Annotated in this window: 20 protein-coding genes; 8 read left to right on the top strand and 12 right to left on the bottom strand. The window is 68.7% G+C overall.

The genetic code is table 11. The annotated features are described in order from the left end of the window. Nucleotides 1-40 precede the first annotated feature (40 nt). Nucleotides 41-2,113, top strand: coding sequence for an NAD(+) synthase (locus tag AUL35_RS09425; RefSeq protein ID WP_062014347.1), 2,073 nt, complete (start codon nt 41-43; stop codon nt 2,111-2,113). Nucleotides 2,114-2,117: 4 nt separating this feature from the next. On the opposite strand, the gene fba is transcribed toward AUL35_RS09425, so the two are convergent. Genes fba through AUL35_RS09440 form a run of 3 tightly spaced genes read right to left on the bottom strand, consistent with a single transcriptional unit; the run spans nt 2,118 to nt 5,079 of the window. After that, nucleotides 2,118-3,176: a class II fructose-bisphosphate aldolase gene (fba, locus tag AUL35_RS09430; protein ID WP_062014349.1), complete on the bottom strand. Its 1,059-nt coding sequence runs from the start codon at nt 3,174-3,176 to the stop codon at nt 2,118-2,120. A gap of 28 nt (nt 3,177-3,204) precedes the next feature. Next, nucleotides 3,205-3,969, bottom strand: coding sequence for a triose-phosphate isomerase (locus AUL35_RS09435; RefSeq protein ID WP_062014351.1), 765 nt, complete (start codon nt 3,967-3,969; stop codon nt 3,205-3,207). Nucleotides 3,970-3,990: 21 nt separating this feature from the next. Further along, nucleotides 3,991-5,079, bottom strand: a complete 1,089-nt coding sequence (locus AUL35_RS09440; protein WP_192847074.1) for a DUF4432 family protein — start codon at nt 5,077-5,079, stop codon at nt 3,991-3,993. A gap of 150 nt (nt 5,080-5,229) precedes the next feature. Between AUL35_RS09440 and AUL35_RS09445 the strand changes: the two genes are divergently transcribed. The 3 genes from AUL35_RS09445 to murI all read left to right on the top strand — a co-directional run bounded on the left by AUL35_RS09445 (nt 5,230) and on the right by murI (nt 7,868). Further along, the gene (locus AUL35_RS09445; RefSeq protein ID WP_062014355.1) at nt 5,230-6,210 is read left to right on the top strand and encodes an aldo/keto reductase; all 981 of its coding nucleotides are present in this window, start codon (nt 5,230-5,232) and stop codon (nt 6,208-6,210) included. 66 nt (nt 6,211-6,276) lie between these two features. Further along, entirely contained in the window at nt 6,277-7,053 is a 777-nt protein-coding gene (locus AUL35_RS09450) for an RNA methyltransferase (protein WP_062014357.1), read from the top strand. Then, nucleotides 7,050-7,868 (top strand): glutamate racemase, encoded by an 819-nt coding sequence (gene murI / locus AUL35_RS09455; protein ID WP_062014359.1) that lies wholly within the window; start codon nt 7,050-7,052, stop codon nt 7,866-7,868. The genes AUL35_RS09450 and murI overlap by 4 nt, the downstream gene beginning before the upstream one ends. Here murI and AUL35_RS09460 read toward each other — a convergent pair. Continuing rightward, nucleotides 7,849-8,361 (bottom strand): hypothetical protein, encoded by a 513-nt coding sequence (locus AUL35_RS09460; protein ID WP_062014361.1) that lies wholly within the window; start codon nt 8,359-8,361, stop codon nt 7,849-7,851. The genes murI and AUL35_RS09460 overlap by 20 nt on opposite strands. Before the next feature lie 125 nt (nt 8,362-8,486). Between AUL35_RS09460 and AUL35_RS21565 the strand changes: the two genes are divergently transcribed. The 4 genes from AUL35_RS21565 to AUL35_RS09475 all read left to right on the top strand — a co-directional run bounded on the left by AUL35_RS21565 (nt 8,487) and on the right by AUL35_RS09475 (nt 11,283). Continuing rightward, on the top strand, nt 8,487-8,645 hold the full coding sequence (locus tag AUL35_RS21565) for a YqaE/Pmp3 family membrane protein (protein WP_082640577.1): 159 nt from the start codon (nt 8,487-8,489) through the stop codon (nt 8,643-8,645). Between the two features lie 211 nt (nt 8,646-8,856). Continuing rightward, the gene (gene rpsD, locus AUL35_RS09465) at nt 8,857-9,474 is read left to right on the top strand and encodes a 30S ribosomal protein S4 (protein ID WP_062014363.1); all 618 of its coding nucleotides are present in this window, start codon (nt 8,857-8,859) and stop codon (nt 9,472-9,474) included. Nucleotides 9,475-9,577: 103 nt separating this feature from the next. Next, on the top strand, nt 9,578-10,459 hold the full coding sequence (gene ttcA / locus AUL35_RS09470) for a tRNA 2-thiocytidine(32) synthetase TtcA (protein WP_062014364.1): 882 nt from the start codon (nt 9,578-9,580) through the stop codon (nt 10,457-10,459). Next, a complete protein-coding gene (locus AUL35_RS09475; protein ID WP_062014366.1) occupies nt 10,456-11,283 on the top strand; it encodes an inositol monophosphatase family protein in 828 nt (275 codons plus the stop codon). Before ttcA ends, AUL35_RS09475 begins: the two co-directional genes overlap by 4 nt. A gap of 3 nt (nt 11,284-11,286) precedes the next feature. Here the strand turns inward: AUL35_RS09475 and AUL35_RS09480 are convergent, their stop codons facing one another. The 8 genes from AUL35_RS09480 to purQ form a co-directional block, all read right to left on the bottom strand. Beyond that, nucleotides 11,287-12,567, bottom strand: a complete 1,281-nt coding sequence (locus AUL35_RS09480) for a multidrug effflux MFS transporter (protein WP_062014368.1) — start codon at nt 12,565-12,567, stop codon at nt 11,287-11,289. A gap of 169 nt (nt 12,568-12,736) precedes the next feature. Beyond that, entirely contained in the window at nt 12,737-13,075 is a 339-nt protein-coding gene (grxD, locus tag AUL35_RS09485) for a Grx4 family monothiol glutaredoxin (protein ID WP_062014370.1), read from the bottom strand. Nucleotides 13,076-13,141: 66 nt separating this feature from the next. Then, nucleotides 13,142-13,504: a hypothetical protein gene (locus AUL35_RS09490; protein WP_062014372.1), complete on the bottom strand. Its 363-nt coding sequence runs from the start codon at nt 13,502-13,504 to the stop codon at nt 13,142-13,144. 9 nt (nt 13,505-13,513) lie between these two features. Then, the gene (locus AUL35_RS09495; RefSeq protein WP_062014374.1) at nt 13,514-13,747 is read right to left on the bottom strand and encodes a BolA/IbaG family iron-sulfur metabolism protein; all 234 of its coding nucleotides are present in this window, start codon (nt 13,745-13,747) and stop codon (nt 13,514-13,516) included. A gap of 95 nt (nt 13,748-13,842) precedes the next feature. Beyond that, entirely contained in the window at nt 13,843-16,059 is a 2,217-nt protein-coding gene (gene purL / locus AUL35_RS09500; protein ID WP_062014376.1) for a phosphoribosylformylglycinamidine synthase subunit PurL, read from the bottom strand. Nucleotides 16,060-16,094: 35 nt separating this feature from the next. Beyond that, entirely contained in the window at nt 16,095-16,481 is a 387-nt protein-coding gene (locus AUL35_RS09505) for a hypothetical protein (protein WP_062014378.1), read from the bottom strand. Further along, entirely contained in the window at nt 16,474-16,881 is a 408-nt protein-coding gene (locus tag AUL35_RS09510; RefSeq protein ID WP_306304361.1) for a hypothetical protein, read from the bottom strand. Before AUL35_RS09510 ends, AUL35_RS09505 begins: the two co-directional genes overlap by 8 nt. Next, nucleotides 16,878-17,561 (bottom strand): phosphoribosylformylglycinamidine synthase subunit PurQ, encoded by a 684-nt coding sequence (purQ, locus tag AUL35_RS09515; RefSeq protein ID WP_062014380.1) that lies wholly within the window; start codon nt 17,559-17,561, stop codon nt 16,878-16,880. The genes AUL35_RS09510 and purQ overlap by 4 nt, the downstream gene beginning before the upstream one ends. Nucleotides 17,562-17,598 lie beyond the last annotated feature (37 nt).

A 17,598-nucleotide genomic window follows, 5' to 3' on the forward strand; every position in this document is an offset into this window, starting at 1 on the left:
ATGAACCTCCGAGCCCGACACGACGGAACACGCCTCGCCCATGCCGACCGAACCCGCTTCCCTCGACCGTCCTTTCGCCTCGGCCCGCGCGCACGGCTTCCTGCGGCTGGGAACCGCGACCCCGCTCGTGGCGGGCGCCGATCCCGCGCGGAACGGACGTGCGATTCACGAACTCGCCGAGCGCGCGGCGAGCGAGGGCGTCGATCTCCTGGTGCTGCCGGAGCTGTCCTTGTCGGGCTACGCGATCGACGATCTGCACCTGCAGGACGCGCTGCTCGACGGCGTGGAGCGGGCGCTCGGCGATCTCATCGAGAGCACCGCGGCGCTGCGCACCGTGCTCCTCGTCGGCGCACCGCTGCGGCGCAACGGCCGGCTCTACAATTGCGCCGTCGCCCTGTCACGCGGACGGGTGCTCGGCGTCGTGCCCAAGAGCTTCCTGCCGAACTACCGCGAATACTACGAGAAGCGCTGGTTCGCGCCGGGCGCCGGACTGCCGGGCGGCACGATCTCCGTCGCCGGCCGGGAAGCCCCCTTCGGCACCGATCTGCTGTTCGAGGCGGAAGACCTCGCGGACTTCGTATTCCACGCCGAGATCTGCGAGGATTTCTGGGCTCCGCTGCCGCCCTCGACGCGGGCGGCCCTCGCGGGTGCGCTCGTGCTTTGCAACCTGTCGGCCTCCAACATCCTCGTCGGCAAGGCCGCCGAGCGCCATCTCCTGTGCGCCTCGCAGGCCTCGCGCTGCATCGCTGCCTATGCCTATTCGGCGGCCGGTGCGGGCGAAAGCACGAACGACCTGTCTTGGGACGGGCAGGGCATGATCTACGAGGTGGGCGATCTTCTGGCCGAGGGGCGGCGCTTCTCGCGCGAGCCGCAGCTCGTGGTCGCCGACGTCGACCTTGGGCGCCTGCGCCTGGAGCGCATGCGCACGCCGACCTTCAACGACGCCGCCGCCGCCGAGGAGCATCCCGAAACGCGGTTCCGGCGCATCCGCTTCCGCCACGAGCCGGTCTTTGCGGACGAGGGGCTGCGGCGCCCGCAGCGGCGCTTCCCGTTCGTGCCGAACAATCCCGACCATCTCGACCAGGACTGCTACGAGGCCTTCGAGATCCAGGTCCACGCGCTGGAGAAGCGTTTCCTCGCGACGCCCGGCGACAAGATGGTGATCGGCGTCTCGGGCGGTCTCGATTCCACCCACGCCCTGATCGTCGCCGCCAAGGTCTGCGACCGGCTCGGCCTGCCGCGCTCCTCCATCCTCGCATGGACCATGCCGGGCTTTGCGACCGGCGAATCCACCAAGGCGAATGCCTGGGCGCTGATGCGCGCGATCGGCGCGGAGGCCGGCGAGATCGACATTCGCCCGGCCGCCCGGCAGATGCTGCGTGACATGGATCACCCGTTCTCGAACGACGAGCCGGTCTACGACATCACCTTCGAGAACGTGCAGGCGGGCCTTCGCACGGATTACCTGTTCCGTCTCGCCAATCAGCGCGGCGGCTTTGTGATCGGCACGGGCGACCTGTCGGAACTGGCGCTCGGCTGGTGCACCTACGGCGTCGGCGACCAGATGAGCCACTACGCCGTCAACTCGGGCGTGCCGAAGACGCTGATCCAGCACCTCATCCGCTGGACGGTGGCGAGCGGCCAGTTCGACGAGGCGACGGGGCGCATCCTGACCGCAATCCTGGAGACCGAGATCTCGCCCGAACTCGTGCCGGCGGGCGCCGACGGGCAGATCCAGTCGACCGAGTCGAAGATCGGACCCTACGAGCTCAACGACTTCTTTCTGTTCCATACGCTGCGCTACGGGCAGCCGCCGGCCAAGGTCCTGTTCATGGCGTGGCACGCCTGGCGGGACGTACAGGCCGGCGTCTGGCCGGCGCACATGCCGGACGCGAAGCGCCGACAGTACGATCTGGCCACGATCCGCCTCTGGCTCGAGCGCTTCCTGTTCCGCTTCTTCCAGACCAGTCAGTTCAAGCGCACCGCGATTCCGAACGGGCCGAAGGTTTCGGCGGGCGGGGCGCTCAGCCCGCGCGGCGACTGGCGAGCCCCTTCCGACAACACGGCGGATGCCTGGCTGGAAAACCTCCGGCGCGGCGCGCCGGAGGCGTAAGCCCTTAGGCCGTCTTCAGCGATCCCGAGCGGTAGCGCTTGGCCATGTCGGCGAGCGCGATCGGCTTGATCGACGAGGCGTGGCCGGCCGTACCGAACTCCTCGAAGCGCTGGGCGGCGAGCTTGGTCACCGCCGCCATGGCGGGGCCGAGATACTTGCGCGGGTCGAACTCCTCGGGCTTCTCGGCGAACACCTTGCGGATCGCGCCCGTCATGGCGAGGCGGCAGTCCGTGTCGATGTTGATCTTGCGCACGCCATGGCGGATGCCACGCTGGATCTCCTCCACCGGCACGCCCCAAGTCGGCTTGATCTCGCCCCCGTAGCGGTTGACGATCTCCTGCAGATCCTCGGGCACGGAGGAGGAGCCGTGCATCACGAGATGCGTGTTCGGCAGCTTCCGGTGGATCGCCTCGATGACGTTCATCGCGAGCACGTCGCCGTCGGGCTTGCGCGAGAACTTGTAGGCGCCGTGGCTCGTGCCCATCGCCACCGCGAGCGCGTCGACATGCGTGTCGGCGACGAAGCGCGCCGCCTCGTCCGGGTCGGTCAGGAGCTGGTCGTGGCTCAGCGTGCCCTCGAAGCCATGACCGTCCTCTTGCTCGCCGCCGCCGGTCTCCAGCGAGCCGAGGACGCCGATCTCGCCCTCCACCGAAGCCCCGCACCAATGCGCCATGTCGGCGACGCGCCGCGTCACGCCCGCATTGTAGCTGTAGTCGGCGAGCGATGTGCCGTCCTCCTTGAGGGAGCCGTCCATCATCACCGAGGTGAAGCCGTGCTGGATCGCGGTGATGCAGGTGGCTTCGTTGTTGCCGTGGTCGAGATGCATGCAGAGCGGGATGTCGGGGTGCATCTCGGCCAGCCCCTCGATGAGGCGCGCGAGGATCAGGTCGTTGGCATAGGCGCGCGCGCCGCGGCTCGCTTGCAGGATGACGGGCGAGTCCGTTTGCGCGGCTGCGGTGAGGATCGCGAGGCCCTGCTCCATGTTGTTGATGTTGAACGCCGGCACTCCGTAGCCATGCTCGGCGGCATGGTCGAGAAGCTGGCGAAGCGTGATGAGGGCCATGGGATCTTGGTCCTTCCGGGAGGGAATCTTAGCGAAGCGCGGCGATGACGTCGGAGACGATGCCGAGATAGCCCTCGGCCTTCCAGGCGGAGCGCCCGATGAAGAGGCCGTCGATCTCGGGCTGCAACGCCAGGTCCACCGCGTTGCCGGGGTTGACGCTGCCGCCGTAGAGGACGGGGAGGGCCGTGCCGAGGCGCTCGCGCAGGAGCTGCTTCACGAGGACGTGCTGCTCGTTCGCGAAGTCCGGGTCGGCGGGCGTGCCGCCTTCGCCGATCGACCAGACCGGCTCGTAGGCGATGAGGACCTGCGCCGGGCGGCTCCAGTCGACATGGGCGACCGCCGCCTCGGTCTGGCGCGCGAGCGCTTCGGCCGTTCGACCGCTCTCGTATTCGGCGCGCGTGTCGCCGATGCAGACCAGCGCCGTCATGCCGTGCCGCACGGCGGCTGCGACCTTGAGGCCCACGGTCTCGTCGGTCTCGTTGAAATGCTCGCGCCGCTCCGAATGGCCGATCTCGACGAGGCGGGCGCCGCAGTCCTTGACCTGGACCGGCGAGACCTCGCCCGTCCACGCGCCCTCGTCCTTCCAGTGCGCGTTCTGCGCGCCGACGATGATGTCGGTCTCGCCCAGCGCCTGCGCGACGCGGTGGAGCGCGGTGAAGGGCGGGATGACGAAGAGCTGCGCCTCCTCGCAATGGGTGTAGGGCGACGTCTTCAGCGCCTCGACGAAACGATCGGCCTCGGCCAGCGTTTTGTTCATCTTCCAGCTGGTGCCGATCCAGGGGCGCTTACGCATCGAATGTCCTTTTCGCTTGGTTCAGCCGGCAGTCCGGCCCATGAGCCTGTCGATCGCCGCGATTCGGCGATCCGATTCTTCGGCCGAGAGCTGGCCGAAGCGCATGTCGAGATGCCATTCCCGCTCGCCCTCCAGGCGCACGAAGCGCCCGGCCTCGATCTCGTTGCGGCGGCCGAGCGTCGAGGAGGTCGAGGGAAAGGAGAAGCCGATCGCGTCCTGGTCGGGCGTGCGGCAGATCCACCGGTTGACGCGCGGCGCCTGGTCGGGGCGGTGGGCGACGTAGTCCGCCGTGCCGTCGGCATGCCGCTGGAGGCTGTGCGCCCAGCCCGCCTCGTCGGCGACGGCATCGATCGCAAAGACCACCTCCGGGTCGAAGGCGAGCCCCGGCTCCAGCCGGTGGTGCAGCGCCGGGTCGCCGGCGAGCGCTTCCAGGAACTCGGCGTAGCCGGGTCCGGCCTTCACATGGGAGGGGATGCTGCGGCGGACGCGCACCGCGTCCGGTGTGTAGGGCGCGGTGTAATGCAGCGTCGCGCCGTCCGAGGGGCGGAAGTTCAGGTGGGCAAGGTAGAGCACCTCCATCGGCGTGCGCTTGTCGTTGCGCAGCCGCAGGTGGCAGTCGATCAGCGTCTCGTCGCGCCCGATGCCGAGCGTCGCGGTTAGCGTATAGCGTGTCGAGAAGGCGACCGTGTAGCGGAAGACGCCGCCGACGGTGACGCGCCCGGATGCCTCATCGAGATCGAGCCAGGCGTCCTCGAACGGAGCGTTGGGCAGCTCGCCATGCAAAGGATGGCTGTCGCCCGCCTCGGGCGCGCCGATCCCGGTCAGGCCGCAATGGATCAGGAAGGCGCCGTAGGTTTCGAGGTAGGTCGTGGAGCGGGCAGGCTCGTCGAACATCGAGCGCATCGCAAGCTCGCGCCCATCGAACCGCGCCCGCCAGATCTGCTGGCCCCGGAAGGGCAGGATCACGACCTCGCCGCGTCGCGTCCCGATGCGCAGGGCGGCGACGCCGCTCCCGTACCGGAACGTGGTGATGCTGATGCCCTCGAAGGCGCAGAGCCGCCGTTCGACCTCGCCGAACATCGCCTCCGTCAGGTCGACGCGAATCCCCATCCGCTCCCCCATGCGGTGTTTCGCCTCCGCACATAGGCCGTAGCGGTCCCGCGAGCAACGCGGCGCGCACGGGATGACGAACGCGAAGCGGGCCTTAGTTTCCGCGCCACGTGCGCCGGTTTCGGGCGCCTGCCCAAGGATGCGATCTCCATGGAATACGTGAAGCTCGGCCGCACCGGCCTCGACGTCTCCCGCCTCTGCCTCGGCTGCATGAGCTACGGCACGCCGGACCGCGGCAACCATCCCTGGACCCTGCCCGAGGAGGAAAGCCGGCCCTTCATCCGCAAGGCGGTCGAGCTCGGCATCAACTTCTTCGACACGGCCAACGTCTATTCCGACGGCACCAGCGAGGAGATCGTCGGCCGCGCGCTGAAGGACTTCGCGCGGCGCGAGGAGGTCGTGATCGCCACCAAGGTCCACGGCCGCATGCGCCCCGGCCCCAACGGCGCGGGCCTGTCGCGCAAGCACATCATGGCCGAGATCGACGCCAGCCTGATGCGGCTCGGCACCGACTACGTCGATCTCTACCAGATCCACCGCTGGGATCCGACCGTGCCCATCGAGGAGACGCTGGAGGCGCTGAACGACGTGGTGGCAGCGGGCAAGGCGCTCCATATCGGCGCCTCCTCGATGCGCGCCACCCAGTTCGGCAAGGCGCTTGCCGTGTCCGACCGCGAGGGCTGGGCGCGCTTTGTCACCATGCAGAACTATGTGAACCTCCTCTACCGCGAGGAGGAGCGCGAGATGCTGCCGCTCTGCCGCGAGGAGGGGATCGGCGTCATTCCCTGGAGCCCGCTCGCGCGCGGTCGCCTGACGCGCGACTGGGACGAGACGAGCGAGCGCTCGCAAAGCGACACGTTCGGCCGGACGCTCTACGAACATACAGCCGACGCCGACCGCCGCGTCGTAGAGGCCGTGGCTCGCATCGCCAAGGATCGCGGCGTTCCGCGCGCGCGGATCGCGCTCGCCTGGGTTCTCCAAGTGCCCGGCGTCACCGCACCCATCGTCGGCGCGACCAAGCCGCACCATCTGGACGATGCGGCGGCGGCCCTCGAGATCAGGCTGACCCCCGAGGAGGTGCAGGCCCTGGAGGCGCCCTACGTACCGCACGCGGTCGTCGGCTTCTCCTGAGGCTTTGCGGCGCGGCCCGCCATGCGTTAAGCCGCTGGCCTTTCGAAATCTGAGGACGAGGCAGTGGTGGCGGGGACGAACCGGACGGGCGAGATGATGCGCGGGGGACCTGCCATCATTCTCGTCGAGCCGCAGCTGGGCGAGAATATCGGCATGGTGGCTCGCGCCATGGCCAATTTCGGCCTGTCCGACCTTCGCCTCGTCAACCCGCGCGATGGCTGGCCGAACGAGCGCGCGGTCGCCGCCGCCTCCCGCGCGGACCACGTGATAGAAGCGGCGCGCTTGTTCAACACGATCGAGGAGGCCGCCGCCGACCTGACCTTCCTGCTTGCGACTACGGCGCGGGCGCGCGATTCCCACAAGAGCGTGCTCGGACCACGTGATGCGGCGGGCGCGCTTCGCGCGCGCGTTGATGTGGGTCAGGGCGCCGGTATCCTCTTTGGGCGCGAGCGGACCGGTCTGGAGAACCACGAGGTCGATCTCGCCGATACGATCGTGACCTTTCCGGTCAACCCGGCCTTCGCCTCGCTCAATCTTGCCCAAGCCGTGCTTCTGATGAGCTACGAGTGGATGAACACGACTGGGGAAACGGCTCCACGCTTCGGTGCGCCCGAACAGGTTCCGGCCGAGAAGGAGGAACTCTACCGCCTGTTCGGCCACCTGGAAGCCGCACTGGACACGGCGAACTACTTCCATCCGCCCGCCAAGCGCGACTCCATGATTCATATCCTGCGCAACATGCTCACCCGACCCGGCTTCTCGGAGGGCGAAATCCGCACGTTGCGTGGTGTTCTGCGCTCGTTCGAGCGGCGCATGGCGGGACAGGACGGCGGCGAGGGATGAGCGGCGAGCCGCCGATCCTCGTCTTCGATTCCGGCATCGGTGGGCTGACGGTCCTGCGCGAACTGCGCACCGTGATGCCGGACCGCCGCTTCCTGTATGTCGCCGACGATGCGGGCTTCCCCTATGGCAGCTGGGAGGAGGGGGCGCTCTGCCGGCGCATCGTCGCGCTGTTCGAGACGCTGGTCGAAGAGCACCGCCCGCTCCTGGCGGTGATCGCCTGCAACACCGCCTCGACGCTCGTGCTTCCGGCGCTGCGCGCGCGCTTCTCGCTGCCCTTCGTCGGCACCGTCCCCGCGGTGAAGCCGGCCGCCGAGCGCTCGCGGTCCGGCCTTCTCAGCGTGCTCGCGACGCCCGGAACCGTGAAGCGCGATTACACGCGCGCGCTGGTCGCCGAGTTCGCCCACGGCAAGGACGTCGCACTGGTCGGCTCGCAGCGCCTCGCCACCATTGCGGAGGCTCACATCCGGGGTGAGCGGATCGACCTCGACGAGATCGAGGCCGAGATCGCGCCGTGCTTTCGCGAGAGGGACGGGCGGCGCACCGACATCGTGGCGCTCGCCTGCACGCACTATCCGTTTCTCGCCAACGCCTTCCGAAAGGTCGCGCCCTGGCCGGTCGACTGGCTCGACCCGGCCGAGGCCATCGCGCGACAGGCGGCCCGCTTCCTGCCCGACCGGCCCTCGACCCTGCCGGAGGGGTTCGACCGGGCCCTCTTCACGGCTGGCGCGCCGGACTACGCGACGCGCCGCCTGATCCATGGGTTCGGCCTGAGCTGCGAGGGCGCTGGCGCCGCACTCAGCTCCGCCGCAGAGTGACGTTCGAGGTCTGGCGCGGCTTGCCGTCCACCTGATCCGTGACTTGCATGGTGAAGCTGCCGTTGCCGCCGTTGGTGATGCGCATGATGGCGTTGCGGTCGCCGTGGACGGTCTGCGGGTAGACGAGGTCGAACACGAGCGTCGAGCCTTGCAGGCGACCGTTGCGCAGTTGCGCGGGGCCGCGGCTGGCGCCGGTATAGGTGCCCGCGTAGCGCTGGCTCGCCGGGTCGTAGCGGATCGAGGCGCCGATCTGGCGGGTCACGATCACGGCCGCGCGGCAGCTGCCCGCGATCTCGATGTCGTTGGCAGAGGGGCTGCGTCCCGTCACGCGGCACGTGACGTTGCGCGGCGAGGAGTCCTGCTCGCGCTGCACCGTGCCCGATCCGCTGTAGGAGCCCTGGAAGCGGGAGAGGTAGTCGGTGTCGGCCCGCGCCGCGCCCGCAAGAGCGAGCGGCAGTGCGGCGGCGATCAGGATGTTTCGCATGGTGCGCATGGTGCTGTTGTCCTTGAGGCCGGCGCCGACCTGAGTGTGCTCCGGCGAATGTGTCCGTGAGCATGGGAACGGCGGGGCGGCGGTTTCGTTCGATGCGCTGCGACACTGTCTCCAGCGGATGCCTCATGGACCTGATCAAGATCATCTTCGCCATCCTTCTGCCGCCGCTCGGCGTTTTCATGGAGGTCGGCCTTGGCAAGCACTTCTGGATCAACATCATCCTGACGCTGCTCGGCTACATTCCCGGCATCGTGCACGCCGTCTGGGTGATCGCCCGCAAGTAGCCGTCCGGCCGGGTTGACTTCGGCGACCCCCTCGCTTAACCGACACGAACCGGCGGGATGAGAGTTCCGCCGTTTTACGTGTCCCGTGGATCAGACGTGCCTTCGCCGGCACCGGTCCTGTCAGTCCGCGCCATGCGGGCAGAGGAGGGCGCGTTTCCTCGAAGGGCCCCCGGATCCGCCGGGCCGGCCCGCCAACCGTTTGGGAAATGCGATGTCGAAGCGCGAAGCTTCCAAGTACAAGATCGATCGCCGCATGGGCGAGAACATCTGGGGACGCCCGAAGTCCCCGGTGAACCGTCGCCAGTACGGCCCGGGCCAGCATGGCCAGCGCCGCAAGGGCAAGATGAGCGACTTCGGCACGCAGCTGCGCGCCAAGCAGAAGCTCAAGGGCTACTACGGCGACATCTCCGAGAAGCAGTTCCGCAAGACCTACGAGGAAGCCGCCCGTCGTCGCGGCGATACCTCGGAGAACCTGATCGGCCTGCTCGAGTCGCGCCTCGACGCGGTGGTGTACCGCGCGAAGTTCGTGGCGACGATCTTCGCCGCCCGCCAGTTCGTCAACCACGGCCACGTCAGCGTCAACGGCGTGCGGACCAACATCGGTTCGTACCGCTGCAAGCAGGGCGACGTGATCGAGGTTCGCCAGAAGTCCAAGCAGCTGACCGTCCTCATCGAGGCGACCCAGCTCGCCGAGCGCGACGTGCCGGACTACATCGAGGTCGACCACTCCAAGATGGTCGCGACCCTCCAGCGAATTCCCGGCCTTTCGGACGTGCCGTACCCGGTCGTCATGGAGCCGAACCTCGTGGTCGAGTTCTACTCGCGCTGATCCCTTCGCGGATCGCACGGAGTTGCCGGAAGGCCGTCCCTCGGGGCGGCCTTTCGTTTTTCGGCCCGCCGCGTTAAGCGAGGCCCAGCCGGAGGGAAGCGCCATGCTCGACCAGGACGAGTCCGTCGCCGCCGAGACCGAGGCGGAAGCCACCGAGGACCGTGGCGGCAGCCATCCGATCTTCGACGACGCACCGGCCAGCGTGTCCTTCAAGAAGGGGCGCAAGCGCCTCCTGCGCCAGATGCGCGAGACGATCGAGACCCACGCGATGGCCCGGCCGGGCGCGCGCTGGCTGGTCGGCATCTCGGGCGGCAAGGACTCCTACGCTCTCCTCGCGCTGCTTCTCGATCTGCGCTGGCGCGGCCTTCTGCCGGTCGATCTCCTCGCCTGCAACCTCGACCAGGGGCAGCCGGGCTTTCCCAAGCACGTCCTTCCCGATTTCCTCGCGCGCCACGGCATCGCCCACCGGATCGAGTATCGCGACACCTATTCGGTGGTGAAGGAGAAGGTGCCGGAAGGTGCCACGACCTGCGCCCTCTGCTCACGCCTGCGGCGCGGCAACCTCTACCGCGTTGCGCGGGAGGAGGGGTGCGAGGCGCTGGTGCTCGGGCATCACCTCGACGACAGCCTCGAGACTTTTTTCCTGAACATGTTCTTCGGCGGCAAGCTCTCGGCCATGCCCGCCAAGCTCCTCAACGACGAGGGCGACCTCCTCGTTCTGCGCCCGCTGATCCAGTGCGCGGAAGCCGACATCGCGCGCTTCTCGGCGGCCATGCGCTTCCCGATCATCCCCTGCGATCTCTGCGGCAGCCAGGAGGGCCTGCAGCGCGGCGCGCTCAAGACGCTGATCGCCGACATGGAGCGGCGCTTCCCCGGCCGGCGGGACACGATCGCGCGCGCGCTTGCCAACGTGCGGCCGGGCCACCTCCTCGACACCGGCCTCTTTGACTTCCGCAGCCTTCAGCCTCGATCGGATACCCCGTGAGCGACATCGCCGACTTCCTCTTCCAGACCCTTCGCGAAGCGGCGAGGTCCGAGGTCCTGCCGCGCTTCCGCCGTCTGGCGCAGGGCGACGTGCGCGAGAAGACCTCGGCGATCGACCTCGTAACGGAGGCCGACGAGGCGGCCGAGCGCTTCATTCAGGCGGCCTGCGCGCGCTCGCACCCGCAAGCTGTATTCGTGGGCGAGGAGGGCGTCGTCGCCGACCCGAAGCTCCTCACGCGCATCCGCGACGCGGAGCTCGCGATCGTCGTCGATCCGATCGACGGGACCGCGAACTTCGCGGCCGGCGCGCCGATGTTCGGCATGATGGCGGCGGTCGTGCGGGGCAACGAGACGATCGCGGGCGTCATCTACGACCCCCTCGGCGACGATGCCATGATCGGGGAACGGGGCGCCGGCGCCTTTCTCGTTCGCCCGGACGGAGAGCGAGAGCGCCTGCGCGTCGCCGCGGCGCTGCCGCTCGCCGAATCCATCGCGGTCGCCAGCACGAGCTACCTGCCGACCGCCGAGCGACGGGACGTGCTGACGCGCCTTGCCGACCTGCGCATCCTGGCGAACTACCGCACGGCAGCCCAGGAATACCGGCTCATGGCGTCGGGTCACGTCCACTTCCAGTTCTACCTGAAGCTCATGCCCTGGGATCATCTGGCCGGTTCGCTCCTCGTGGAGGAGGCGGGCGGCCACGTGCGCCGGCTCGACGGCGGGCGCTACGTGCCGAGCGACGTCGCGGGCGGTCTTCTGACCGCGCCCGACGCCGACAGCTGGGCGGCGATGCGCGAGCTGCTCGGGCCCGGCATCACCGCCTGATCGCTACTCCGCCGGAGCGGCGGCCACGGCCACCGTCGGCTCGTCGATGCGGGCCGGCGGCAGTTCGCGCCGGAAGAGCCTGCCCCGCTCGGCGACGAGGACGCAGCCGATCGACAGAAGCGACAGGACCACGTAGCCCGTGAGGAGCGGGATCAGCGTCCCGTCGTAGAAGTAGCCGATCGTCGCGCCGATCAGTCCGCCGCCCAGCGTCTGCATGAAGCCCAGCACCGACGAGGCCGTGCCCGCGACGTGTCCGAGCGGATCCATCGCGAGCGCGTTGAAGTTCGTGCCGACGAAGCCGAACATGCAGAGCGTCAGGATCGTCATCGGCATGAAGATCGCAAACGGCGGCACGCCGCCCGACACGAGCGCGATCAAGAGATGGATCGTGCTGAACATGGCGTAGAGCACGAGCGCGCCGTGCGAGAGGCGACGCATTCCGAAGCGCTGCACGAGGCGCGAATTGGAGAAGGAGGCGAGCGCCATGAAGATCGCGCCTGCCGAGAAGTAGAGCGTGAAGGCGGGCCCGAGCGCATAGGTGTGGGCGTAGACCTGCTCGGCCTGGTTGATGAAGGCGAAGAGGACGCCCAGCATCAGCATGGTCCCGAAGGAGTAGGAGAAGGCGACGCGGTTGGTGACGACCGTGCGGAAGGCGCCCGCGACGCGCGACACGGTGAGCGGCAGGCGGTCCTCGGGATGTTGCGTCTCCGGCAGGCGGAGCCACGTCCACAGCGTCACCAGCGCGCCGAAGCCGGCGATGGCGAAGAAGATTTCGCGCCAGTTGCCGAAGAGCAGGACCAGCTGCCCGATATTGGGAGCGATCACCGGTATCACCATGAAGATCATCATGATCAGCGACATGACGCTCGCCATGCGCGCGCCGCCGAAGCAGTCGCGCACGATCGACACCGCGATCACGCGCGTCGCCGCCGCGCCGATGCCCTGCACCGCGCGCCAGAAGAGAAGCACGCCGAAGGTCGGCGAGAAGACCGCGGCAAGGGACGCCGCCACGTAGATCGCTAGGCCGATCAGGAGAACGGGGCGGCGCCCGAACCGATCCGACAGGGTGCCGTAGACGATCTGCGCCGCGCCGAAGCCGAGCACGTAGGCCGTGATCACGAAGGGCGCGCGGTTGGGATCGCTGAGCTGAAGCGACTGCGAGATATTGGAAAGAGCCGGAATGAAGACGTCGATCGCGGCGGCGTTCAACGCCATGATGCATGCGATCAGCGTGACGAGCTCCCAATAGGGGAGCGCGCGCGAACCGGTCTGGACGTTCGGCATGGGTCGGACTTTCTGAAGGATGCGGCCTTCATATACGGCGATGCGGCAAAAACAAAGGGTGCCTGACGTTTCGCGAGGCCAAGCATTCGCGCCGCCGTTCCAACGCAAAAGGCCCGCTCGGGTTTCGAGCGGGCCTTTCGGACGGGCTGTGTTTGAAGGCTTGGAAGGCTCAGTTGGCGGGCGCGGTGGCCGCGATGCCCTTCTCGGCCAGGAAGTCCTGCAGTTCGCCGGCCTGGAACATCTCGCGCAGGATGTCGCAGCCGCCGACGAACTCGCCCTTCACGTAGACCTGCGGAATGGTCGGCCAGGAGCCGTATTCCTTGATCCCGGTGCGCAGCTCGTCGGACGAGAGGACGTTGACGCCCTTGTAGGGCACGCCGAGGTAGTTGAGGATCTGGACGACCTGCCCCGAGAAGCCGCATTGCGGGAAGTCGGGCGTGCCCTTCATGAAGACCACGATGTCGTTGGTCTTCACCTCGTTGTCGATCCAGTCGATGATGCCGCTCATGGTGGGCCCTGCTTCTCGTCGCGATGCGTCTCAGCTGGAACCCACATACGGGCTCGGGCTGCGGATTTAAAGGGTGCTGCCGTTGGACGGCCCGTTCGCCGAACCGCTTTCGAGCCGCGACAGCCATTCCTCGTGATCGTCGAGCCGCTGCTCGCGGTCGCGAAGGTCCGAGATTTCCTGCGAGATGCGGCTTTCCAGAACGACGATGTCGCTCTTGATCTCCTTCAGGTCCCGGTCGGAGCGCGACAGCCCGTCGCGCAGGTCTCGGTCGAGGAGCGCGAAACCGTCGCGCATGTCGCGTTCCAGCCGGTTGATGAGGTCCTGCTGGCGCAGGATCAGTTCCATCATCTGCCGCTGGCGCTGGTCGATGCCCCGCAGGAGCCCCAGCGTGTGGCTCGCGATCTTGAGGTCCGGCAGGGAGTCCGACACCGCGCGGCCCTACTTCGGCGCGCTGGTCTGAAGGGCGAGCGCATGGAGCGGCCCACCCATGTTCCCCTGCAGCGCCTGATAGACCATCTGGTGCTGCTGCACGCGCGACTTGCCGCGGAAGCTTTCGGAAACCACCTCGGCGGCGTAGTGGTCGCCGTCGCCCGCCAGATCGCGGATCGTGACGGTCGCATCGGGGATGCCCCGCTTGATCAGCGACTCGATGTCGTGGGCATTCATGGGCATCGGACGTCTCCTGGCTCGACGGGCGCGAAGCAACCCGCCTGCGCTCACGATAGGGGGCGGGCGGGCGGGCGGCAACAGCCGCGCGCAATGGCGTCTCAGGCGGCGGTCGCCGCCGTCTCGGGGACGGTGCCGGCCATGTAGCGTGGGAACCAGCTCTCGTGCGCGATGGTCATGGCCTCGACCTCGACCCGCATCGGACCGGCTTCGAGGGCGCTGCCCCCAGCGGTGCCGAGACGGCGCACCGGTACGCCGCCGGCGGTGCCCAGGACGCCCTCGGCATCGGCCGGCGCGAGCGCCACGACATAGCGCGCCTGATCCTCGCCGAAGAGCCGCGCGTGGAGCGGTCCATCGCCCGGCTCGACGCGGGCGCCGAGATCGGCGGCCATGCACATCTCGGCCAGCGCGATCGCGAGGCCGCCGTCGGACAGGTCGTGGCAGGCGGTCACGCGACCGGAGCGGATCAGGCCGCGCACGAAGTCGCCGTTGCGCTTTTCCGTCTCGAGGTCGACCGGCGGCGGCGCACCGTCCTCGCGGCCCTCGATCTCGCGCAGATAGATCGACGCGCCGAGATGCGAGCCTTCCGCCCCGACGAGCAGCAGGACGTCGCCCTCGCGCATTCCTCCGATCGTCGCGGTCTTGGTGCGGTCCTCGATGAGGCCGACGCCGCCGATGGTGGGCGTCGGCAGGATGCCGGTGCCCTGCGTCTCGTTGTAAAGGGATACGTTGCCCGACACGATCGGGAAGCCGAGCGCGCGGCAGGCCTCGCCGATGCCCTCGATGGCGCGCACGAACTGGCCCATGATCTCGGGCTTCTCGGGATTGCCGAAGTTCAGGTTGTCGGTCGCGGCCAGAGGTTCGGCGCCGACGGCGGTGAGGTTGCGCCAGCACTCGGCCACGGCCTGCGCGCCGCCGCGGTAGGGATCGGCCTCGCAGTAGCGCGGCGTGACATCGGAGGAGAAGGCGAGCGCCTTTGCGGGATGACCGTCGACCCGCACGACGCCGGCATCGCCGCCGGGCCGCTGCAGCGAGTTGCCGCCGATCAGCGTGTCGTACTGCTCGAACACCCAGCGGCGCGAGGCGATGTCGGGCGAGCCGAGAAGGCGCAGGAGCGTTTCGGACAGGTCGGCCGGAACCGCCAGGTCGTCGGCCCGAACCTCGGCGGCGGCCTTTGGCGCGACCCAGGGACGGTCGTATTCCGGCGCCTCGTCGCCGAGCTCCTTGATCGGGAGGTTCGCCACCTCGCGCCCGTCGAACAGGATGCGGAAGCGCAGGTCGTCGGTCGTGTGGCCGACCACGGCGAAGTCGAGGCCCCACTTGCGGAAGATCGCCTCGGCGACCTCCTGCTTCGAGGGCTCCAGCACCATGAGCATGCGCTCCTGGCTTTCCGAGAGCATCATCTCGTAAGGGGTCATGCGCTCCTCGCGCACGGGAACTCGGTTGAGGTCGAGCTCGATGCCGAGATCGCCCTTGGCGCCCATCTCGACCGCCGAGCAGGTGAGCCCGGCCGCGCCCATGTCCTGGATCGCGATCACCGCCCCGGTCTGCATCAGCTCGAGGCAGGCTTCCAGCAGGCACTTTTCGGTGAACGGATCGCCGACCTGCACGGTCGGGCGCTTCTCCTCGATCCCCTCGTCGAACTCGGCCGAGGCCATGGTCGCACCGCCGACGCCGTCGCGACCGGTCTTGGCGCCGAGATAGACGACCGGCAGGCCGACGCCCTTGGCCTCCGAGTAGAAGATCGCATCGGTCTTCGCCAGGCCGGCCGCAAAGGCGTTGACGAGGCAGTTTCCGTTGTAGCGAGGGTGAAAGTTCACCTCGCCGCCCACCGTCGGCACGCCGAAGGCGTTGCCGTAGCCGCCGACCCCCGCCACGACGCCGGAGACCAGGTGCCGCGTTCGCGGATGGTCCGGTGCTCCGAAGCGGAGCGCGTTCATCGCCGCGATCGGACGGGCGCCCATGGTGAAGACGTCGCGCAGGATGCCGCCCACGCCCGTCGCCGCGCCCTGGTAGGGCTCGATGAAGGACGGGTGGTTGTGCGATTCCATCTTGAAGACGACGCAGAGACCGTCGCCGATGTCGACGACGCCCGCATTCTCGCCCGGCCCCTGGATGACGCGCTCGCCCTTGGTGGGCAGGGTGCGCAGCCAACGCTTCGACGACTTGTAGGAACAGTGCTCGTTCCACATGGCCGAGAAGATGCCGAGCTCGGTGATGGTCGGCTCGCGGCCGATGAGGTCGAGGATGCGCTGGTACTCGTCCGGCTTCAGCCCATGCGAGGCGACGAGATCGGGCGTGATGGCGACGTCCTGCATGGGACCTCCGGCGGGCGTGGTGTTGGGTTCGGGCGTCACCGGACCGGTGCCCAGTCGGTCCGGTCGCGGCAGGGCGCCACCTCGGCGCCCGAGCGCAGGATCGTGGCGTCGTCCTCGACCTGGCTGACCGCGCCCTCGATGCGGCGCTGAAGCACCAAGAGCGTGTGGTCGAGACGTCCGTTTCGAACGGCGCGAACGCACAGGCCGTAGCCGCGTCCGTCGCCGGCGAAGACGAAGCCGCGCGTCTGCTCGACGGGAAGGCGGCGATAGATGGCGCGGCCGGTTTCGGCGGCGTAGCGCAGTTCCGCTGCGTTGGGCGTCGGGCCGGCGCTGCCGGGTGCCGGCGCCGCTACCGAGGCGCAGCCCCCGCCCAGCGTCAGGAGGGCCGAGAGCGCAAGGGCAAGCCGCAGTCGGTCAGGCATCGCAGGATGTCGAGCCCGACCGCCAGCGTGCGAGATCCGCTTCGAGACGCGGGCGCAACGCGCCGTTCAGGAGCGGGCCGTAGCTGTCGACGCGTGTCGAGCCTGAGAAACCCTCGACCACGAGCAGCGGACGGGCCTCGATCTTTCCACGCGGCACGAGCAGGAAGCGCGGCTTGCCGGAAAACGACGAGAGCTCGGGCGCGAGCGAGTAGGCCGTGAACGCCGGATCGCCGGACTTGAACCAGCAGCGGTTCGCGGTCACGGCAAGGCGCTCCATCCGGTCGAGTCCCGTATCGGCGCGTGACGCCGGCTTCGAGGGAGCGGGCGCGGGCGAGCCGGCGCAGCCTGCGAGCAGGAGGCCGAGCGCCGCGAGACCGAGAGCCGTCTTCGTGCGCATCATGCCGCGAGCGGACGGTTGCCGAGGCCAAGGGCCGATTCGAACAGCCCGCGTCCGTCGGTTCCGCCGTGCTCCGGCTCCACGAGGTTCTCGGGATGGGGCATCATGCCGAGCACGTTGCCTGCCTCGTTCATGACGGCCGCGATGTCGTTGAGCGCGCCGTTCGGATTCGTGCTCTCGGCGTAGCGGAACACGACGCGGCCCTCGCCCTCGACGCGCGCGAGCGTCTCGGCATCGGCGAAGTAGTTGCCGTCGTGATGGGCGACCGGGCAGCGGATCACCTGGCCTTGCGTGTAAGCGCTGGTGAAGCGCGTGCGCGCGTTGGCGACTTCGAGCTTCACCTCGCGGCACACGAACTTGAGGCTCGTGTTGCGCATCAGGGCGCCCGGCAGGAGACCCGCCTCGCACAGGATCTGGAAGCCGTTGCACACGCCGAGCACCGCGACGCCGCGCGCCGCCTCCTCGGCCACCGCCCGCATTACCGGCGAGCGGGCCGCGATCGCGCCGCAGCGCAGGTAGTCGCCGAACGAGAAGCCGCCGGGCACCACGATCAGATCGACCTTCGGGATCGTCGTCTCGGTCTGCCAGACGGTTGCGGGCGCCGAGCCGCTGATCGAGGTGAGGGCGGCGATCATGTCGCGGTCGCGGTTCAGACCGGGAAGAAGAACGACGGCGGCTTTCATCGGGCGGGCTCCCTCGGCGTGGAATGGCCGGGACGGG

Source organism: Aureimonas sp. AU4 (assembly GCF_001463765.1).
Lineage (GTDB): Bacteria > Pseudomonadota > Alphaproteobacteria > Rhizobiales > Rhizobiaceae > Aureimonas.

Excerpts from the sequence above, each read along its gene's own strand:
- AUL35_RS09425 (WP_062014347.1), top strand. The coding sequence starts at position 41 with ATGCCGACCGAACCCGCTTCCCTCGACCGTCCTTTCGCCTCGGCCCGC.
- fba (WP_062014349.1), bottom strand. The coding sequence starts at position 3,176 with ATGGCCCTCATCACGCTTCGCCAGCTTCTCGACCATGCCGCCGAGCAT.
- AUL35_RS09435 (WP_062014351.1), bottom strand. The coding sequence starts at position 3,969 with ATGCGTAAGCGCCCCTGGATCGGCACCAGCTGGAAGATGAACAAAACG.
- AUL35_RS09440 (WP_192847074.1), bottom strand. The coding sequence starts at position 5,079 with ATGGGGATTCGCGTCGACCTGACGGAGGCGATGTTCGGCGAGGTCGAA.
- AUL35_RS09445 (WP_062014355.1), top strand. The coding sequence starts at position 5,230 with ATGGAATACGTGAAGCTCGGCCGCACCGGCCTCGACGTCTCCCGCCTC.
- murI (WP_062014359.1), top strand. The coding sequence starts at position 7,050 with ATGAGCGGCGAGCCGCCGATCCTCGTCTTCGATTCCGGCATCGGTGGG.
- AUL35_RS09460 (WP_062014361.1), bottom strand. The coding sequence starts at position 8,361 with ATGCGCACCATGCGAAACATCCTGATCGCCGCCGCACTGCCGCTCGCT.
- AUL35_RS21565 (WP_082640577.1), top strand. The coding sequence starts at position 8,487 with ATGGACCTGATCAAGATCATCTTCGCCATCCTTCTGCCGCCGCTCGGC.
- rpsD (WP_062014363.1), top strand. The coding sequence starts at position 8,857 with ATGTCGAAGCGCGAAGCTTCCAAGTACAAGATCGATCGCCGCATGGGC.
- ttcA (WP_062014364.1), top strand. The coding sequence starts at position 9,578 with ATGCTCGACCAGGACGAGTCCGTCGCCGCCGAGACCGAGGCGGAAGCC.
- AUL35_RS09480 (WP_062014368.1), bottom strand. The coding sequence starts at position 12,567 with ATGCCGAACGTCCAGACCGGTTCGCGCGCGCTCCCCTATTGGGAGCTC.
- grxD (WP_062014370.1), bottom strand. The coding sequence starts at position 13,075 with ATGAGCGGCATCATCGACTGGATCGACAACGAGGTGAAGACCAACGAC.
- AUL35_RS09495 (WP_062014374.1), bottom strand. The coding sequence starts at position 13,747 with ATGCCCATGAATGCCCACGACATCGAGTCGCTGATCAAGCGGGGCATC.
- purL (WP_062014376.1), bottom strand. The coding sequence starts at position 16,059 with ATGCAGGACGTCGCCATCACGCCCGATCTCGTCGCCTCGCATGGGCTG.
- AUL35_RS09505 (WP_062014378.1), bottom strand. The coding sequence starts at position 16,481 with ATGCCTGACCGACTGCGGCTTGCCCTTGCGCTCTCGGCCCTCCTGACG.
- AUL35_RS09510 (WP_306304361.1), bottom strand. The coding sequence starts at position 16,881 with ATGATGCGCACGAAGACGGCTCTCGGTCTCGCGGCGCTCGGCCTCCTG.
- purQ (WP_062014380.1), bottom strand. The coding sequence starts at position 17,561 with ATGAAAGCCGCCGTCGTTCTTCTTCCCGGTCTGAACCGCGACCGCGAC.